The sequence below is a fragment of the Bordetella muralis genome, assembly GCF_965139205.1.
Taxonomy (GTDB): domain Bacteria; phylum Pseudomonadota; class Gammaproteobacteria; order Burkholderiales; family Burkholderiaceae_B; genus Bordetella_A; species Bordetella_A muralis.
This window is the reverse complement of the sequence record NZ_CBCSIU010000006.1, coordinates 208922-225226: the sequence shown is the minus strand read 5'-3', so window position 1 is coordinate 225226 and position 16305 is coordinate 208922. Positions and strand designations below refer to the sequence as shown.

At 61.0% G+C, this 16305-nt stretch carries 14 protein-coding genes and 1 pseudogene; 11 read left to right on the top strand and 4 right to left on the bottom strand.

Annotated elements, in window-relative coordinates; translation table 11 throughout:
• Positions 1–48 precede the first annotated feature (48 nt).
• Positions 49–1473, top strand: coding sequence for an argininosuccinate lyase (gene argH, locus ACNA0I_RS12040; RefSeq protein ID WP_415806239.1), 1425 nt, complete (start codon positions 49–51; stop codon positions 1471–1473).
• A gap of 213 nt (positions 1474–1686) precedes the next feature.
• Positions 1687–3687: a PEP/pyruvate-binding domain-containing protein gene (locus tag ACNA0I_RS12035; protein ID WP_415806238.1), complete on the top strand. Its 2001-nt coding sequence runs from the start codon at positions 1687–1689 to the stop codon at positions 3685–3687.
• Positions 3688–3800: 113 nt separating this feature from the next.
• Here the strand turns inward: ACNA0I_RS12035 and ACNA0I_RS12030 are convergent, their stop codons facing one another.
• Both ACNA0I_RS12030 and cadR read right to left on the bottom strand, forming a co-directional pair.
• On the bottom strand, positions 3801–4385 hold the full coding sequence (locus tag ACNA0I_RS12030) for a nitroreductase family protein (RefSeq protein ID WP_094821383.1): 585 nt from the start codon (positions 4383–4385) through the stop codon (positions 3801–3803).
• A gap of 220 nt (positions 4386–4605) precedes the next feature.
• Positions 4606–5040 (bottom strand): Cd(II)/Pb(II)-responsive transcriptional regulator, encoded by a 435-nt coding sequence (cadR, locus tag ACNA0I_RS12025; protein WP_415806237.1) that lies wholly within the window; start codon positions 5038–5040, stop codon positions 4606–4608.
• A 149-nt stretch (positions 5041–5189) separates the two neighbouring features.
• Between cadR and ACNA0I_RS12020 the strand changes: the two are divergent.
• The 5 genes and pseudogenes from ACNA0I_RS12020 to ACNA0I_RS12000 all read left to right on the top strand — a co-directional run.
• Positions 5190–5953, top strand: a pseudogene (locus tag ACNA0I_RS12020) (cation transporter); the annotation flags it as partial.
• Between the two features lies 1 nt (position 5954).
• A partial coding sequence (locus ACNA0I_RS12015) for a heavy metal translocating P-type ATPase (protein ID WP_415806236.1) occupies positions 5955–7583 on the top strand: 1629 nt, incomplete at its 5' end.
• 179 nt (positions 7584–7762) lie between these two features.
• The gene (locus ACNA0I_RS12010; RefSeq protein WP_415806235.1) at positions 7763–8545 is read left to right on the top strand and encodes an amino acid ABC transporter substrate-binding protein; all 783 of its coding nucleotides are present in this window, start codon (positions 7763–7765) and stop codon (positions 8543–8545) included.
• A gap of 92 nt (positions 8546–8637) precedes the next feature.
• Complete coding sequence (locus ACNA0I_RS12005; RefSeq protein WP_415806234.1) at positions 8638–9318, top strand: amino acid ABC transporter permease; 681 nt, start codon at positions 8638–8640, stop codon at positions 9316–9318.
• Positions 9315–10058 carry an amino acid ABC transporter ATP-binding protein gene (locus tag ACNA0I_RS12000; protein WP_415806233.1) on the top strand — a complete coding sequence of 248 codons (744 nt, stop codon included), beginning with the start codon at positions 9315–9317 and terminating at the stop codon, positions 10056–10058. The genes ACNA0I_RS12005 and ACNA0I_RS12000 overlap by 4 nt, the downstream gene beginning before the upstream one ends.
• Positions 10059–10143: 85 nt before the next feature.
• On the opposite strand, the gene ACNA0I_RS11995 is transcribed toward ACNA0I_RS12000, so the two are convergent.
• Positions 10144–11106 carry a Bug family tripartite tricarboxylate transporter substrate binding protein gene (locus tag ACNA0I_RS11995; protein ID WP_415806232.1) on the bottom strand — a complete coding sequence of 321 codons (963 nt, stop codon included), beginning with the start codon at positions 11104–11106 and terminating at the stop codon, positions 10144–10146.
• 62 nt (positions 11107–11168) lie between these two features.
• A complete protein-coding gene (locus ACNA0I_RS11990; protein ID WP_415806231.1) occupies positions 11169–11963 on the bottom strand; it encodes a GntR family transcriptional regulator in 795 nt (264 codons plus the stop codon).
• A gap of 125 nt (positions 11964–12088) precedes the next feature.
• Here ACNA0I_RS11990 and ACNA0I_RS11985 point away from each other — a divergent pair, with 125 nt between their 5' ends.
• The 4 genes from ACNA0I_RS11985 to ACNA0I_RS11970 are packed head-to-tail and all read left to right on the top strand — an operon-like array spanning position 12089 to position 16283.
• On the top strand, positions 12089–13291 hold the full coding sequence (locus ACNA0I_RS11985) for a CaiB/BaiF CoA transferase family protein (protein WP_415806230.1): 1203 nt from the start codon (positions 12089–12091) through the stop codon (positions 13289–13291).
• Positions 13288–14091 carry an enoyl-CoA hydratase/isomerase family protein gene (locus ACNA0I_RS11980; protein WP_415806229.1) on the top strand — a complete coding sequence of 268 codons (804 nt, stop codon included), beginning with the start codon at positions 13288–13290 and terminating at the stop codon, positions 14089–14091. The genes ACNA0I_RS11985 and ACNA0I_RS11980 overlap by 4 nt, the downstream gene beginning before the upstream one ends.
• A gap of 23 nt (positions 14092–14114) precedes the next feature.
• Positions 14115–15056, top strand: coding sequence for a hydroxymethylglutaryl-CoA lyase (locus ACNA0I_RS11975; protein ID WP_415806228.1), 942 nt, complete (start codon positions 14115–14117; stop codon positions 15054–15056).
• A 33-nt stretch (positions 15057–15089) separates the two neighbouring features.
• On the top strand, positions 15090–16283 hold the full coding sequence (locus ACNA0I_RS11970) for an acyl-CoA dehydrogenase family protein (protein ID WP_415806227.1): 1194 nt from the start codon (positions 15090–15092) through the stop codon (positions 16281–16283).
• The last annotated feature ends 22 nt before the right edge of the window (positions 16284–16305 follow it).

Sequence of the window (16305 nt, the reverse complement as noted above, 5' to 3'; positions counted from 1 at the left end):
CATCCCGTCATCCGCGGTCCCCGCCCTGGCTCTATAATCCTGCCCATCATGGCAAAAACACCCAACTCCGACCAAAACCAGTTCGCCAACAAGGCGCAAGCCTGGTCCGCCCGGTTCTCTGAGCCGGTTTCCGATCTCGTCAAACGCTACACCGCGTCCGTGGATTTCGACAAGCGCCTGGCGCGCTACGACATCCAGGGTTCGCTGGCGCACGCCGACATGCTGGCCGCCCAGGGCATCATCAACGCCCAGGACCTGGCCGACATCCAGCGCGGCATGACCCAGATCCTGTCCGAAATCGACGCCGGCAGCTTCCAATGGCTGCTCGACCTCGAAGACGTCCACCTGAACATCGAAAAACGCCTGGTCGAGTTGGTGGGCGATGCCGGCAAACGCCTGCACACTGGCCGCTCACGTAACGACCAGGTCGCGACCGACATCCGCCTCTGGTTGCGGGCCGAAATCGACAACCTGATCGACTTGCTGCGCCAACTGCGCCATGCGCTGGCCACTGTCGCCCTGGAACACGCCGGCACCATCATGCCCGGCTTTACTCACCTGCAAGTCGCCCAGCCGGTCACGTTTGGCCACCATCTGCTCGCCTACGCCGAGATGTTCGGCCGCGACGCCGAGCGCCTGGCCGACTGCCGCCGCCGCGTCAACCGCCTGCCGCTGGGCGCAGCCGCCCTGGCCGGCACCTCGTTCCCGATCGATCGCGAACGCGTGGCCCAGACGCTCGGCTTTGACGGCGTCTGCCGCAACTCGCTGGACGCCGTATCCGACCGCGACTTTGCCATCGAATTCTGCGCCGCGGGCGCCCTGATCATGACGCACGTCTCGCGCCTGTCCGAGGAACTGGTCCTATGGATGAGCCCGCGCGTGGGCTTCATCGACCTGGCCGACCGTTTCTGCACCGGCAGCTCGATCATGCCTCAAAAGAAAAACCCCGATGTGCCCGAGTTGGCACGCGGCAAAACCGGACGCGTCAACGGCCATCTGGTCGCCCTGCTGACCCTGATGAAAGGCCAGCCCCTGGCCTACAACAAAGACAACCAGGAAGACAAAGAAGGCCTGTTCGACACCGCAGACACCCTGCGCGACACGCTGACCATCTTTGCCGACATGGCTGGCGGCATCAAGGTCAAATCGGACAACATGCGCGCTGCCGCATTGCAAGGTTTTGCCACGGCGACCGATCTGGCCGACTACCTGGTCAAACGCGGCGTGCCTTTCCGCGATGCGCACGAAGTCGTAGCCCATGCCGTGCGCGACTGCGAACAACGCGGCTGCGACCTGGCCGACCTGTCCACCGCCGACCTGAAGGCCTACCACGCCAGCATTGACGAGGACGTCCACCAGGTGCTGACCCTGGAAGGCTCGGTGGCTGCACGCAAGCACATTGGCGGCACCGCCCCCGAACGCGTCGCCGAAGAAGCCCAACGCGTCCTGGCGGAAACGGCACAGCAAGGCTGATTTCCCGTAAACCTGCCTTATCACGAGGCCCCTTTATGTCGCTCGTTACCGGGGTGGCATTCAGGGGCCTCGTCGTATCCCCCACTGTATTCGACACCCGTTTTTTCTCTCGATAGGCCGTCCCGAGTCACGGTAATATCTCGTCCCGCGGTCCCAGCACCAACATCCCGGCCGGCCGTCAGCCGCCCTTTCCGCTCAACTCGCATCACGTTCATGATTCGTTACGCTCGCGCCGTCGCGGCTGGCCTGGCTCTGCTAACGGTGCTCATCAGCCCCCTCACCCTCGCGCAGACTGCGCGCAAACCCTCTTCATATGAAGAAAGCAAGCGGCAGCTCCTGCCGCCCGAGTCCGGCTCAGCCTCAACCGAGCCAAATAACGGCACAACCGGAGCGGCAACATCTAATCGCGCGCCGGCTTTTCTAAACCAGATCCGGACCGAGGCCGATTTCCAACAGCTCGCCCGCGTCTACAACGCCGGCACGCCACTGGAAATCCCCCATGTGATCTTCGTCATCGACCGCAAGCGCGGTAATCGGCTTTATTACGTCAACACCCCACGATTCGATCTGCATGAAAACTTCGTGCGGCAACAGGGCCTGCAGCGCGACCTGGACAAGGGCACGCTGAACGCCCAGTACCGCTCGCCGAACCGTCGGTTCCTGTTCGGCACCATCAGTTGGCAACGCGACCTGCCGGGCTATACCTACGAATTCTGGGAAGGCGACCGCCTCACGCTCGACCTCCTGCGGTTGACCGACAGCACCCTGCGTGCGGCCTTTTACGCGCCTCTCCGTTTCAAGACCAATTCGACAGAGCACGAGCACGCCGCCCAATTGGCCGGCCTGCCGTTCGTGACCCAAGAAACGCTGATCCGCGAGCAATCCTTTCTGCCGCTGAACGAAGGACGCGCACAAGGCAAGCTGCGCATCATCCAGTCAGTGGAAAACACGCCTGACATCGCCCCCACCGATATTGTGGTCCTGGGCGAAGTCCCGATCGCGCTCTCACCCGTCGCCGGCCTGATCACTCAGCGTCCATCCACCGTGTTGTCGCACGTCAATCTGCTGGCCAAAGGATGGCGCATCCCCAACGCCTATGTCCGTGATGCCGTGAACGCATTACGCGCCTATGACGGCCAATGGGTGGAGCTCAGCGTCACCCATAACGGCTACCACCTGCAACGTATCGCTCAACCTCAGGCCGCTGCGTCCAAACCCATCAACGCAACGCTGCCCAAACCCGATCTCACGGTCAAAACGGTCAAACCGCTGGCCGGTCTGAAGACACGGGACAGCCGCTTTTGTGGTGTGAAAGCGGCCAATCTGGGCGCGCTCTCGTCGGCATTGGCCCCCGCGGCCAGCGTGCCCGATGGCTTCTGCATCCCATTCGCGCAATACGCAGCATTCATGCATCAGCTGCGTGTTCCCGAACGCGTGGCAGCGCTGGAGCAACGCCCCGACTTTATCAACGACGCCACCGTACGCCGTGCCGAATTGGCATCCCTGCGACGAGACATCATTCAGGCCCGTCCCGACCCGGCCCTCATCGCCACCTGGCAGCAACGCTGGCAAAGCCAACTACAAGGGCGCGGCGTCTTCGTGCGCAGCTCTTCGAACTCCGAGGACCTGCCTGGTTTCAGCGGCGCAGGCCTGTACACCACGGTTCCCAACGTCACCGACACCGACGCGTTCACGCAGGCCGTGCTGGCCGTGTGGGCCTCGGTCTACAACTTCGAGGCCTACGAGGCGCGGCGTGCTGCCGGCATGCCGCATGACAGCGTTGTGATGGGCGTCCTGGTACAACTGGCCGCCGCATCGGACAGCTCGGGCGTCATGATCACGCGCGATCCCTTTGATGCCTCGCGGCGGTACGTCACCTACCTCTCGGCCAAACGCGGGTTGGGAATCAAAGTCGTCGAAGGCAAGCGCCAGGCCGAACAGGTTATGTATTCGAGCTGGTCCAAAGCCGTGCAGGTGCTGAGCCGTTCCGCAGAGGACACGCAACTCGTCGCGAACGCCTCAGGCGGTGTACGCGAGGTCCCCATCCAGGGCGAACGCCAGGTCCTGAACGACGCCCTGATCGTGCGATTGGCGGCCGTGGGCAAACAGATCAAACAACGGCTGGGCAACATCGACCAGGATATCGAATGGGCCGTACAAGGCGACAAGATCCTGATCCTGCAAGCCCGGCCGTATATCGACGGCCGCCGTTAGCGCCCTCCGAGGTCCACCACGAAAGACCGCGACCGGCCTCGCTTTCGGGGTTTTGGTAGGGTATGGTCAGCGCGATCGCAACGGTTCGCGTTGGCCATATGACTCAATGATGATCAGACCGGCCCGGTCCATTCGGTCACGAATTCCCGGAAATCCGGCCGCTCTACAGTCGGCACTGCGCACCCCGGGGTCCCGATCGCCAAAAATCCCAGGAAACGGTAGTCCAACGCATCCAGGCCCAAGGCGTTCTGGACCTCCTCGAGATAGGTCCCCATCCCGGTACTCCAGAACGCGCCGTAGCCCAGCGCATGGACACCGTTCAGGATATTCATCACTGCCGCCCCCGTGGCCAGCAGTTGTTCCTGCTCGGGCACCTTCGGATTGTCGTGATCGATTTTGTGCGCCAGACCGATGAACAGCGGCACTTCGCTCATCCATTGCCGCACGGATTTTTCTTTCTCGGGCGTCATACGGGGATCGCCGCTGCGTTTGACCGCGTCCAGCGCCAAATCGGCCAGTCGGCCAATCGCCTCGCCGCGGATCAGCACGAAACGCCAGGGACGCAGCTTGCCATGATCAGGCGCGCTCATCGCTGCCTGCAAGATTTGATCCAGTTCTTCCTGCTTAGGCGCGGGCGCACGCAGAAACTTCATCGAACGGCGCGAAGCCAACGCATGCAAAGGAGAAACAACAGTCATGGTCCAACCCATCAAATTAAAAAAGCTATCCCGAGCCTTTTGCCGGCGAGTCGCCTTGAGGCTGAACGTCGGCTTGACGACAAAGAACTCAGTCGAGAAACATTCTCATCATACCCTCAGGTAAGCACCGTTCCCTGAATTCCCAGGTCCGCATTGCTGACAAGCTGCGCGCACCCAGCGCCTTTCGCGTCCCGAGAGCGATCATTCAGAGCAAATCCCCTCACCCCAAGTGGGTATGCCGCGCAGGCCGCTCTTCTACCTGCATCTCGGACAAACCGTGCAAAATCCCGCAGTCTTCGGCATCCGGGTGAGCCGAGAGACAGCGCTGCCGTATCTCGGCCAATTGCGTCTTGAGCTGCATCAACTCGGTAATCCGGGCATCGACGTGGGCAATATGGGCGTCAAACAGCTCATTGATCGGGCCGCAGCCCGCTTGATGATTGTCCGCCAACTGCAGAATCGTCCGAATTTCTTCCTGCGTCATATCCAACGCCCGGCAATTGCGGATCAATAGCAGCCGCTCCAGATGCGGCGTGCCATAGCTGCGGTAATTGTTCATACCACGCTCCGGCTCGGGCAATAGCCCCTCTTTCTCGTAATAGCGCACGGTTTCGACCGTCGTGCCGGCGGCTTTGGCGAGTTCACCGATTTTCATCTGGACCTCCTTCAGGCTCCCCTGGCGCGCATGCAGAAACTCAACCTGCACCCCACATGAGAGCAAACACGAATTCAAACGCTTGACCCTATAGTAACTCCAGGGTGTGAAATAGGCTCTACTCTCCTGACATAGACGGAATTTGACCTATGCCTAATTCGTCCGCCTCTCATCGCAGTTGCTGCGGCGGCAGCCACGAACACGATTCGGCAACCGCCCACGAGCACGCCTCCTGCGACGGCCATGGTCATGCGCACAGCCACGGCAGTGACAAGACAGCTGCCCACGCCGACCATACCCACGAGAGCAACGAACGCAGTTGCTGTGCCGCCGGGGCGCCGGCCCCGAGCGTATCGACCCTGACCGCAGGCCCCGGTCAGCAACTGACGCGCCTGCGCATCGGTCAAATGGACTGCCCCACCGAAGAAACGCTGATCCGCAAAAAACTGGACAGGCTGTCGGGCGTGCACGACGTTCACTTCAACCTGATGCAGCGCATTTTGACTGTCGTGCATGCCGAAGGATTGCTCGACTCCATCGTGAGCGCTATCAAATCGCTGGACATGACCCCCGAGGTCCTCGCGCAGGACGATGCCGGCGGGTCAGCACCACCGGAGAAGCCCTCCTCGCGCACCGGCTATATGCTGGCCGCGGGCGGCGTACTGGCGCTCTTGTCCGAAGCAGCGCATTTTGCGTCTCTGCCCACGGCAATCAGCGCTGTCCTGGCGGTGGCTGCCATTCTGACCTGCGGCCTGGGCACCTATCGCAAGGGCTGGATCGCGCTGCGCAACGGCAACCTCAACATCAATGCCTTGATGAGTATCGCCGTCACCGGTGCCGTCCTCATCGGCCAATGGCCCGAAGCCGCCATGGTGATGGTGCTGTTCAACATCGCCGAGCTCATCGAGGCCCGNGCGCTCGACCGAGCGCGCAACGCCGTACGAGACCTGTTGGCGCTCACCCCGCAGGTGGCCACCGCACGCCAGCCCGATGGATCCTGGAAAGAAGTCCCTGTCGCGGAACTCCGTTTGGAAGATTGGGTGCGCGTGCGTCCGGGCGAGCGTATTGCCGCTGATGGCATCATTGCCGAAGGCGCCTCCGCCATCGACCAATCCGCGATCACCGGCGAAAGCCTGCCGGTCGACAAAACCGTCGGCGATACCGTGTTCGCCGGCACGGTAAACACCACGGGCGCATTCGACTATCGGGTCACTGCCGCCGCAGGCAACACCACGTTGGCACGCATCATTCATGCCGTCGAGCAAGCCCAAGGCGCGCGCGCCCCCACCCAGCGCTTCATCGACCGATTCTCGCGCGTCTACACGCCAATCGTGGTCATCCTCGCTATCCTGATTGCCGTCGTACCGCCCCTATTCATGGATCAACCGTGGATGGATGCGATCTATCGCGCGCTCGCCCTGCTGATCATCGCCTGCCCCTGCGCCCTGGTGATTTCCACCCCCGTCAGCGTCGTCAGCGGCCTGACCGCCGCCGCACGGCGCGGCATCCTGATCAAAGGCGGCGTTTACCTCGAACAAGGCCGCAAACTGACCTGGCTGGCGCTGGACAAGACAGGCACGCTGACACATGGCAAGCCGGTTTGCACGGACTTTATGGTCCCAGCCGGCGCAATCTTCCGGTCTGCCCCGTCGGCCGATGCCGGACTCGCCGCTGCGCTCGAATCCCCCGCGGCTCGCCTGGCGGCCAGTTTGGCTGCGCGTTCCGATCACCCGGTCTCGCGCGCCATCGCCCAGGCCTACATCGCCGCCTACCCCGACGCCCCCCTGCCCGAGGTACAGGATTTTGCCGCCCTGTTGGGACGTGGCGTGCGTGGCCGTATTGGCGATCAGACCCTGCACCTGGGCAACCTGCGCTTGATGCGGGAACTGAACGTCGCAACGCAAGACATCCAGGCCCAAATCGAAACCTACGAGGCCCAAGGCAAAACCGCGATTGCCCTGACCGACGGCACCCGGATACTGGCCGTGGCCGCCGTTGCCGACACCCTGAAGCCCACCAGCAAAGCCGCCATTGCGAGTTTGCACGAGCTCGGCGTGCGCACCCTGATGCTGACGGGCGACAACAGCCTCACCGCGCGCGCCATCGCCGAACAGGCCGGCATCGATGAGGCCCACGGCGAACTCCTGCCCGAAGACAAACAGCGTGCCATCGAGGCCAAGCTGAGCGACAGCGGCCAGGTCGGCATGGTCGGTGACGGGATCAACGATGCCCCCGCGCTCGCCCGCGCCAACATCGGTTTTGCCATGGGCGCGGCGGGCACTGGCACCGCCATCGAGACGGCCGACGTGGCCCTGATGGATGACGATCTGCGCAAAATCTCGCAGTTCGTACGTCTATCGCGCGCCACGCACCGTATTCTGATGCAGAACATCATCTTGGCGCTGGGCATCAAGGCTGTATTCCTGGTGCTGGCCGCCACCGGGCATGCCACACTGTGGATGGCCGTATTCGCCGACGTGGGCGCCAGTCTCCTGGTAGTCGCCAATGGCTTGCGGCTGCTGCACACCAACTCAAGCCGATAACAGTTCAAGCCCAAGGGGGTGCGCCAGCACACACGCTTTTATAACTATAAGAAATATTTTCAACATTTTTTATGTGTTGTGGAAGAATAGGCAGCTTGTTAGAGTCGTCGTTTATGCGCAGTGAGTCGCTCACAAGGCTGCCACTGCGCTCATAACAACATCACTCGGAGCGTGACCCTATGAAACTCCTGCGTTCGATTCTGTTGGCCGGCCTGCTACCCCTGACCATCGCCGTCTCCGCTCACGCCCAGGATGATCTGGCCAGCATCAAATCTGCCGGCGCGATCAAGATCGGCACCGAAGGCACGTATGCCCCATTCAGCTATCACGATGCATCGGGCAAGCTCACAGGATTCGATGTAGACATCGGCCGCGCCATTGCAGAACGCCTGGGCGTCAAAGCCGAATTTGTCGAAGGCAAGTGGGACGGCCTGATCGCCGGCCTGGACGTCAAACGCTACGATGCCGTCATCAACCAGGTTGGCATCACTGATGCCCGCAAGGCCAAATACGACTTCTCCGATCCTTACATCGCCTCCGAGGCGGTGCTGATCGTGCGCGACGACAACACCGAGATCAAGAGCTTTGACGACATCAAAGGCAAGCGCTCGGCCAACACCTTGACCAGCAACTTTGGCAAACTGGCGCAGAAATATGGCGCCCAGGTCATCGCCGTGCAGGGTTTTAACGAGGCCATCGACCTGCTGCTTTCCGGCCGTGTTGATGCCACCATCAACGACAACCTGTCGTTCCTGGACTTCAAAAAGCAAAAACCGAACGCCAAAGCCAAAATTGTCGCCAGCGATAAAACCGCCGAATTCAGCGAATCCGGCGTGCTGATCCGCAAAGACAACCCCGAGCTGCGCGCCGCCATCAACAAGGCATTGACAGACATCAAGGCCGACGGCACGTATAAAGCCATCTCGGAAAAATACTTCGGCACGGACCTGTCCGCGAAGTAAACCCACCATGACGGAAGGCAGCACGTGCATGATGCTGTCTTCCTCTACCCTCAACGACGCACCGCGATCTCATTCACACGGACCCTTCTATCGTGCCTGCCTGGTTGCAGTTGATGATCGATTCATTCTGGCCTCTGCTGCATGCGGGGCTGGTGTTTACAGTACCGCTGACGCTGCTGTCGTTCGCGGGCGGATTGGTCCTGGCATTCATCGTGGCGCTCATCCGGTTATTCGGGCCCGCGCCGCTGGTGGCCATCGTACGTTTTTATGTCTGGCTGATCCGCGGCACGCCGTTGCTGGTCCAGCTATTCATCATTTTCTACGGCCTGCCCAACGCAGGCATCGTGCTGGACCCCATGCCTGCCGCGTTGATCGGCTTTATCTTGAACGTCGGCGCCTATAACTCCGAAGTCATCCGCGGCGCCATCGAGTCCATCCCCAAAGGCCAGTGGGAAGCAGCCTACTCCCTCAGCATGACCCGCGGCCAAGCCATGCGCCGCACGGTCTTGCCGCAAGCCGCGCGCGTAGCCGTGCCGCCATTGGCCAACTCGTTCATCTCGCTGGTCAAAGACACCTCGCTGGCGGCCGTACTGACGGTACCCGAAATTTTTCAGGCCGCTCAACGCATTGCCGCTGTCACGTATGAACCCTTGATTCTCTATACAGAGGCAGCCCTGATCTACCTGATATTCAGCTCGGTATTGTCCGCCGCGCAGACCCGCCTCGAACGCCGTTTCGGCCAGCATGCCGTTTTTAGCGAGGGCAAACGATGATCTCGCTCACGCAGATCGACAAACACTTTGGTGATAACCACGTGCTGCACCAGGTCGATGTCGCGCTCGCCGAAGGCAGCGTCACCGCGCTGATCGGCCCGTCGGGCAGCGGCAAAAGCACGTTGCTGCGTTGTGTGAACCTGCTGGAAATACCGGACAGCGGCAAGCTGCGCGTAGGCGACGAAGTCCTGCAATTCGAGCCGGGACACAGACCATCTCGCGAAGCCGTACAGCGCATCCGCCTGCAAACAGGCATGGTGTTCCAGAATTTTCAGTTATTTCCGCACCAGACCGTCATCGATAACGTGATGGAGGGATTGATCACCGTACAGAAATGGCCGAAGGCTCGTGCCCGCGAGCGGGCCGAGGCACTGCTGGCGAAAGTCGGCATGCAAGACAAAGCCAACGCCTGGCCCTTGAATTTATCGGGCGGACAACAACAACGCGTCGCCATTGCCCGTGCGCTGGCCCCCTCGCCTCGTGTGCTGTTATGCGATGAGCCCACGTCAGCGCTGGACCCCGGCCTGGCGGCCGAGGTGGTCGACGTGCTCAAGCAACTCGCCAGCGAGGGCATGACGATGCTGATGGCCACGCATGACCTGCGCCTGGCCGCAGCGATCTCACGCGAGGCCGTGTTTTTGCAGGATGGCCGCGTGGTCGAATCAGGCGCATCGGCCGAGTTGTTTACCCGGCCGAAAGACCCCCGCACCGTGGCGTTCATTTCCACCTTGACGCAGTGATCACGATCACCTGAGCATCGTTGCGGCCTCGATCGCCCATGCCTGAGCTGTACGCCACGCATTCTGGGCCTGGGCGCCGACGCCGTTACTCCAGCTTCACGTTCGCGGTCTTTATCGTATCGCCCCAGCGGCCAATCTCATTCTGAATGTACGTCCCGGTCTGATCCGGAGAGCTCAGCATCACTTCGGCCCCCAGTGCCGCAAACTGTGCCTGCAGCGCTTTATCTTTTAACGCCTGCTGCATAGTCGTGTTGAGCTTCTCGACAATGGGTGTCGGCGTGCCTTTGGGCACCAGCAATGCAGCCCACGTCTGCGCGTCAAAACCCGGTACGCCGGCACGATCCATGGTCGGGATATCGGGCAAAGCCTTCGAGCCGTTTCGGCTGCCTACGGCAAACACCTTGAGCGTCCCCTTTTGCACATGAGGCATGATGGCCGGCCCCGACTCGAACATCATCGCCACATCCCCCGCCATCAACCCGGTCAGCGCAGCGGATGCGCCACGATACGGCACGTGCATGAGGTTCAAGTCCGCTTGATGCTTGAACATTTCCATCGTCAGATGGTTCGTCAACCCCGTACCGCCCGAACCGTAATTCAATTGCCCCGGGTGCTTTTTCACGTAATCGATAAGCTCTTTGAGATTATTCGCCGGAAAATCCGCGCGCGTGACCAAGAACTGCGGCACGACCACCACCATCGACACCGGCGTGAAGTCTTTCAACGTGTCATACGGCAGCGTGGTGTATAGCCCCGGATTGATCGCCAGCGGGCCACTGGAGGCCATCACGAGCGTGTAGCCATCGGCCTCTGAGCGTTTGGCTCCCTCCATCCCGATGATGCCGCCGGCGCCTCCACGATTATCAACAAAGAACGCCTGTCCCAGCGCGTCAGTCAACTGTTGGCCGATTGCCCTGGCCAGCACATCTGTCGTCTGACCGGCCGGGAACGGCACGATGATTTTTACGCCTCGATCCGGATAATCCGCTCGCGCGGGTGCGTGGAGCAAAGCGCCTAGGCACAACAGTGCTGCGAGTACTCGTTTCATGGATGGTCTCCTCCGTCCGTTTTTTTCCGAGCACGCGGCAAGCCCGCCGAAAGAGAATCAACTCATGGTTCGTCTCCACGTTCCCAGTCGGTCTGCAGCTTGAAGCGATCGGCAATGTAAAAGTTTTCAGATACCGTCAGCAGACGGTCTTGCGGGTCAAAATACGCGCGCAGCATGCGCAGGGCAGGACTGCCGCTTTCCAAGCCGAGCTGGAACAATGCGTTCTCAGGCATCAGCGTGGCCTCGATCTGCTGGCGGATCCGGTGGATCTCCTGACCATAATCGTCCTGCAGCATCTTGTAGATGCTGGGATGATTGCCATGCAGTTTTTGCTTGATTCCCTCGAATTCCGGCCGGATGAACACGCGCGTGTACGAGATCACACGGCCGCTTTCAACCAGGCAGCGGTTGGTGTGAAACACCAGCCATTTCGAGCCTGGCTCGCAACGCAATGACTCCGCCATGGCGTCATCAGCCACGGCCAATGTTTCGCCAAAGACTTCCAGGCGAGTCTGGTCGGTATAGGCCAACAGGTCTTTCATCGTGCCCAGGCCGGCGATATAACTCGGCTGCGCCGCCCCCGGTTGGGCCGCGGTCACGACCGTGCCGATACTCGGGTATCGCACGATCATTCCCGTATCCACCAGCCGGCGTGTTGCCTCACGCACCGTATGCCGGCTCACTCCGAACGTGGCGCTCAGCTGGGCTTCAGTGGGCAGGAGCGATCCCACAGGATATTTCCCCGCCACGATGTCATTGAGCAGGCTCTGATGCAGCCACGCGTATCGCGGCTGTGTCTTGCTGCGTGGCGTAGCGCGTGTCGGCTTGGCCGGAAGATTGTTGTTCTTCGATGGCATGCAATTCCCTCTCGGACTATGAAGTTAATGTACGTACATTTAAATTAGATGTAAAGTAATCAATGTACGTACATTAAATAAAACGCTTAACCCTCGTATGAGGGGATAGGACGGAGACCTCATCCATGCAACAAACGAGTGCTGCCACCCATAGTGTGCCAGCCACGTCTCCCTTCAAGGGACTGGTCGTGGTTGAACTGGGCCATAGTGTGGCCGCGCCGTTTGCCGGGCAGATTTTCGGCGAATTGGGCGCGACAGTCATCAAGGTGGAAAAACACGACGGCGATGCCGCCCGCTCATGGGGGCCCCCCTTTCAAGACGGCGCCTCCACCATGTTCCAGGCGCTCAACCGCAACAAACAATCCGTCGTATGCGACTTGCGCGACGCGGAACAGACCGACGCGCTCAAGCGCCTGATCGCCGAACGCGCGGACGTCGTCCTGCAGAACCTGCGCCCTGGGCAGGTCGACACGCTGGGCCTGGATGGGGCCGCATTGCTCGCGCTCAAGCCGTCTTTGATCTACTGCAACATGGGCGCCTTTGGGCACGCAGGCCCGCTACGCCATCGTCCCGGCTACGACCCGTTGATGCAGGCTTTCGGGGGCATCATGAGCACCACGGGCGAGGCAGGCCGCCCCTCGGTACGCGTGGGCGCGTCCATCGTCGACATGGGCACAGGCATGTGGGCCGTCATTGGTATCCTGGCTGCGCTCTGGCAGCGCCAGGCCACCGGCCAGGGCCGTATCGTCGATGTGTCGCTATTCGAAACCGCCACATCCTGGGTGTCGCTGATTGCCTCGCAGGTATTGGTCTCGGGTGAAGCGCCCTCGCGCTATGGCTCGGGCACGGCCAGCATCGTCCCCTACAAAGGCTACCTCACCGCCGATGGTGAAATCGTCGTGGCGGCGGGCAGCGAAAGCCTGTTCCGCAGTTTGGCGCGTACGGTGGGTCATCCCGAATGGATCACAGATCCGCGCTTTACCGACAACCCCAGCCGAGTGCACCACCAGGACGCGTTGTACGGCATGCTCGACGAGATATTCGAACAGCATCCCACGCATTACTGGCTAGAAAAACTGGAGGCGGCCGGCCTGCCCTGCTCTCCCGTTCACGACATGAATCAAATGCTGGCACACCCCCAGACCCGGGCGCTGGGCCTGGTGCAGCGCGTGCCAGACAGCGAGATGAACTTCATTGGCCTGCCGCTCAGCTTTGACGGACAGCGTCCACAGCCACGCTTTCGTCCGCCCACACTGGGGCAGCACACCGAACAACTATTGGGCCAGACTTCGTCACACGAGACTGCCCCCACGGAGACACATTCATGAACCAGGCATTTCCTCATTACGACACCCTGACCCTACACATGGAAAACGAGCACGTCCTGCTCGTCACGCTCAACCGTCCGCAGGTAGGCAACGCCCTCAATACTCAAATGGGCCATGACTTGCTGGATGTATGGAACCGGCTGACGGAGGATGCAGGCCCCGTACGCTGCGTGGTGCTGACTGGCGCCGGGGAACGCATCTTCTGCGGCGGCGGTGATCTGAAAGAACGCAATGGCATGAGCCGCGAAGTCTGGCAGCGTCAGCACGAACTGTTCGAACGCATGTACTGGACATTAGTGGATTTACCGCTGCCCGTGATCGCCGCTGTCAACGGACATGCCTATGCCGGCGGCCTGGAAATGGCGCTGTCCTGCGACTTTGTCTACGCCAGCCGTCAGGCGCGTTTTGCGCTCACCGAAGTGACCTTGGGCATCATGCCGGGCGCCGGCGGCACACAGAATCTGCCGCGTGCCATCGGCGAACGCCGCGCCAAAGAAATCCTGATGACGGGCCGCCCTTTCGATGCGCAACAGGGCCTGGATTGGGGCCTGATCAACGCACTGCACGAGCCGGCCCAGGTATTGCCAGCTGCGCTGGAGACAGCCAACGTCATCGCGGGCAATGCCCCGCTGTCCGTTCGTCAGATCAAGAAATCCGTGCGCTATGGCGGGCAGATGGAGCTGCGCACTGCGTTCCGCTTCGAGATCGAGGCCTATAACCATCTGATCGACACCGATGACCGTCGCGAAGGCGTATTGGCCTTCAATGAAAAGCGCAAGCCGGTCTTTAAGGGCCGTTGACCCAACAGCCAAAGGAAAACATCATGTCCAGAGAAGTCATCCTGCGCGAAGTCGGCCTGCGTGATGGTCTGCAAAGCGTCTCGACTTTCGTCGATACCGCCGACAAGATGGAATGGATACGGCGCGAGGCGACCGCCGGCGTCAGCGAAATCGAAGTCACCTCCTATGTCCCTCCGAAGCTGCTGCCGCAATTCGTCGATGCCGAGGCGGTCACCACGGAATCGCTGCGCATCCCGGGCCTGACCGTCGCCTCGCTGGTGCCGAATTCACGAGGTGCGCAACGCGGCATCGAGTTAGGCGTGCACAAAATCAATTTCGTCATGTCGGTGAGCGAAACGCACAACATGAAAAACGTCCGCCGCAGCCGGGAAGAATCCTTGGCCGACTTCCGCAACATGGTGGAGCTCGCACGCGCCCAACCGCAGGCGCAACGGCCGATACTCTGCGGTGGGTTAGCGACTGCGCTGGGTTGCTCGTACGAGGGGCAAGTCCCTGTGAGTGATGTCGTTCGCTATGCCGTCGCGTTGGTCGAGGCCGGCGCCGACGAATTGATCATTCCGGACACCGTGGGCTATGCCAACCCGGCGCTGGTGCGCAAGGTGTTCAAAGCTGTTCTTGCCGAAGTCGGCGATTTACCTGTGGCCGCTCATTTCCATGACACACGCGGCACCGGCTTGGCCAATCTATTGGCGGCCCTGGACTGTGGCGTACGGGCCTTCGATGCATCCCTCGGTGGATTGGGTGGATGTCCTTTTGCACCGGGCGCCACCGGCAACATCGTCATGGAGGATGCTGCCTACATGTTGGAATCCATGGGCATAGACACGGGCATTGACCTCTTGGCGCTATTAGAGGTACGCAGCGTCTTGCAGCGCGCGCTGCCCGATGCGCCTTTGTATGGCGGCCTGCCGCGCGCGGGGTTGCCGCGTGGTTTTGTCCCTGCCCGTCAAGCCCTCGCCGCTTGAATCCCTCGTTACGAACTCATCTGACTACACGCTATGGACACGATTTCATCCTCTTCAGAAGGTCTTTCGTTGCCTTTGGGCGAAGACTTTCCCGATGTGCGCGACAGCGTACGGCGCATTTGCGAGCAATTCCCAGGAGAATACTGGCGCCGCCTGGAAGAAGAAAACCGCTATCCAGACGAATTTGTCGCGGCATTGACGGAGTCGGGATTTCTGGCAGCGCTCATCCCCGAAGCATACGAAGGCAGCGGCATGCCATTACGCGCCGCTGCCGTCATCCTCGAAGAAATCCACGCTGCCGGCTGCAATGCGGGCGCCTGCCATGCCCAGATGTATACGATGGGCACGCTGCTGCGCCACGGCAGCGCCGAACAAAAAGCACGCTATCTGCCCGCCATCGCACGCGGCGAACTGCGCCTGCAGGCCTTCGGCGTCACGGAGCCTACCAGCGGCACCGACACCACCCGCCTGAAAACCCGGGCCGTACGAGACGGCGACAGCTATGTCATCAATGGGCAAAAAGTCTGGACCTCTCGCGCCCTGCAATCCGATCTGATGCTGCTGCTGGCCCGCACTACCCCCTATGACGAGGTGGAAAAGAAAGTCGACGGTCTTTCCGTCTTTCTCGTCGACATACGCGCCGCCTTGGGTCACGGGATGGAAATCCGCCCGCTCAAAGCCATGATCAACCACAACACCACCGAGGTGTTTTTCGACAACCTGCGCATCCCTGCCGACAGCTTGATCGGCCAAGAGGGCCGCGGATTTCGCTACATCCTGGACGGCATGAACGCCGAACGCATCCTGGTTGCTTCAGAAGCCATCGGCGATGCGCGCTGGTTCACACGCACATCAGTGGCCTACGCCAATGATCGACGAGTCTTTGATCGCCCCATCGGCCAAAACCAAGGCATCCAGTTTCCCATCGCGCGGGCATATGCGGAAACACAGGCTGCCGATCTGATGCTGCGCAAGGCTGCTGCCTTGTTCCAGGCGGGAATGCCCTGCGGGGACGAAGCCAATATCGGAAAGATGCTGGCGTCCGAAGCTGCCTGGCATGCTGCCGAGGCTTGCCTGCAAACGCATGGCGGTTTCGGTTTTGCACGCGAGTACGACGTCGAACGCAAATGGCGCGAAACCCGCCTGCTGCAGATCGCGCCGATCTCGACGAACCTGATCCTGTCGTACATCGGCCAACACATCCTCGGCATGCCTCGCTCATTCTGAGCGCTGGATTTCACGGAGCTCT

Excerpts from the sequence above, each read along its gene's own strand:
- ACNA0I_RS12035 (WP_415806238.1), top strand. The coding sequence starts at position 1,687 with ATGATTCGTTACGCTCGCGCCGTCGCGGCTGGCCTGGCTCTGCTAACG.
- ACNA0I_RS12000 (WP_415806233.1), top strand. The coding sequence starts at position 9,315 with ATGATCTCGCTCACGCAGATCGACAAACACTTTGGTGATAACCACGTG.
- ACNA0I_RS11980 (WP_415806229.1), top strand. The coding sequence starts at position 13,288 with ATGAACCAGGCATTTCCTCATTACGACACCCTGACCCTACACATGGAA.
- ACNA0I_RS11970 (WP_415806227.1), top strand. The coding sequence starts at position 15,090 with ATGGACACGATTTCATCCTCTTCAGAAGGTCTTTCGTTGCCTTTGGGC.
- ACNA0I_RS11990 (WP_415806231.1), bottom strand. The coding sequence starts at position 11,963 with ATGCCATCGAAGAACAACAATCTTCCGGCCAAGCCGACACGCGCTACG.
- ACNA0I_RS12030 (WP_094821383.1), bottom strand. The coding sequence starts at position 4,385 with ATGACTGTTGTTTCTCCTTTGCATGCGTTGGCTTCGCGCCGTTCGATG.
- argH (WP_415806239.1), top strand. The coding sequence starts at position 49 with ATGGCAAAAACACCCAACTCCGACCAAAACCAGTTCGCCAACAAGGCG.
- ACNA0I_RS11975 (WP_415806228.1), top strand. The coding sequence starts at position 14,115 with ATGTCCAGAGAAGTCATCCTGCGCGAAGTCGGCCTGCGTGATGGTCTG.
- cadR (WP_415806237.1), bottom strand. The coding sequence starts at position 5,040 with ATGAAAATCGGTGAACTCGCCAAAGCCGCCGGCACGACGGTCGAAACC.
- ACNA0I_RS12010 (WP_415806235.1), top strand. The coding sequence starts at position 7,763 with ATGAAACTCCTGCGTTCGATTCTGTTGGCCGGCCTGCTACCCCTGACC.
- ACNA0I_RS11995 (WP_415806232.1), bottom strand. The coding sequence starts at position 11,106 with ATGAAACGAGTACTCGCAGCACTGTTGTGCCTAGGCGCTTTGCTCCAC.
- ACNA0I_RS11985 (WP_415806230.1), top strand. The coding sequence starts at position 12,089 with ATGCAACAAACGAGTGCTGCCACCCATAGTGTGCCAGCCACGTCTCCC.